The sequence below is a fragment of the Bradyrhizobium semiaridum genome, assembly GCF_020329505.1.
GTDB lineage: Bacteria > Pseudomonadota > Alphaproteobacteria > Rhizobiales > Xanthobacteraceae > Bradyrhizobium > Bradyrhizobium semiaridum.
The window spans coordinates 1-1,369 of record NZ_JAGKJJ010000062.1 but is presented as its reverse complement, the minus strand read 5'-3'; the positions used below and the strand labels follow the sequence as shown (position 1 = coordinate 1,369).

The window sequence follows — 1,369 nt, the reverse complement described above, 5'->3', positions numbered from 1 at the left end:
GTGACCTTCACCTTCTCGGAGGTCCCCAGCGGCTTCGATCTGGCCGATGTCTCGGTGACCGGCGGCGGGCTGTCCAACCTGCAGCCGGTGGTGGGCAATCCGCTGCAGTACACGGCGACCTTCACCGCCGACGACAACTCGACGACGGCGGTCGCGATCTCGGTTGCGGCCGATAAGTTCACCGATCCGGTCGGCAACGACAACCTGGCCTCCAACACCGACACCGCGACGGTCGACACCCAGAATCCGACCGTGGTGGTCGAGATCGCCGATGCGTCGCTGAGCGACGGCGACAACAGCTCGAACGTGACCTTCACCTTCTCGGAGGCGGTCAGTGCGGCGACGGTTGCGACGCTGGCCGAGGGGGCCGGGATCACGGTGGCCGGCGGCACGCTGTCGGCCTTGAGCTGGGCGGCGGATCACACCTCGGCGACGGCGACCTTCACCGCCACCGACGGCATCACCGCCTCGGGCTCGGTCACGGTTGCCGCTGGCAGCTACACCGACGTGGCCGGCAATCTCGGATCGACCGGTGCCGACACGGTGGCGATCGACACCCAGAATCCGACCGTGGTGGTCGAGATCGTCGACGGCGCGCTGAGCGACGGGGACAACAACTCGAATGTGACCTTCACCTTCTCGGAGGCGGTCAGTGCGGCGACGGTTGCGACGCTGGCCGAGGGGGCTGGGATCACGGTGGTCGGCGGCACGCTGTCGGCCTTGAGCTGGGCGGCGGATCACACCTCGGCGACGGCGACCTTCACCGCCACCGACGGCATCACCGCCTCGGGCTCGGTCACGGTGGATGCCAACGGCTACACCGACGTGGCGGGCAATCTCGGATCGAGCGGCACCGACACGGTGGCGATCGACACCCAGAATCCGACGCTGACGGTCGAGATCGCCGACGGCGCGCTGAGCGACGGCCACAACAGCTCGGTCGTGACCTTCACGTTCTCCGAAGCGCCTGTCGGCTTCACCGCCGCCGACATCAGCGCAACGCACGGCACGGTCAGCAACCTTGCGGCCACCGCGGACCCGTTGGTCTTCACCGCGACCTTCACCGCCGACGACGGCTTCACCGGCAACGGCTCGGTCTCGGTCACCGCCGGCAGCTACACCGACGCCGCGCTCAATCTTGGCGGCACGGGGACGGATTCCGTCACCATCGATACCGAGAATCCGACGGTGGTGGTCGACCTCGACCGCTCGACGTTCAACGACCACAACAACACCGGAACGGTGACCTTCACCTTCTCGGAGGTCCCCAGCGGCTTCGATCTGGCCGATGTCTCGGTGACCGGCGGCGGACTGTCCAACCTGCAGCCGGTGGTGGGCAATCCGCTGCAGTACACGGCGACCTTCACCG

At 67.6% G+C, this 1,369-nt stretch carries 1 protein-coding gene; it reads left to right on the top strand.

Annotation, left to right across the window (positions count from 1 at the left end):
* On the top strand, positions 1-1,369 hold a 1,369-nt coding region (locus J6500_RS31385), incomplete at both ends, for an Ig-like domain-containing protein (RefSeq protein WP_225716573.1).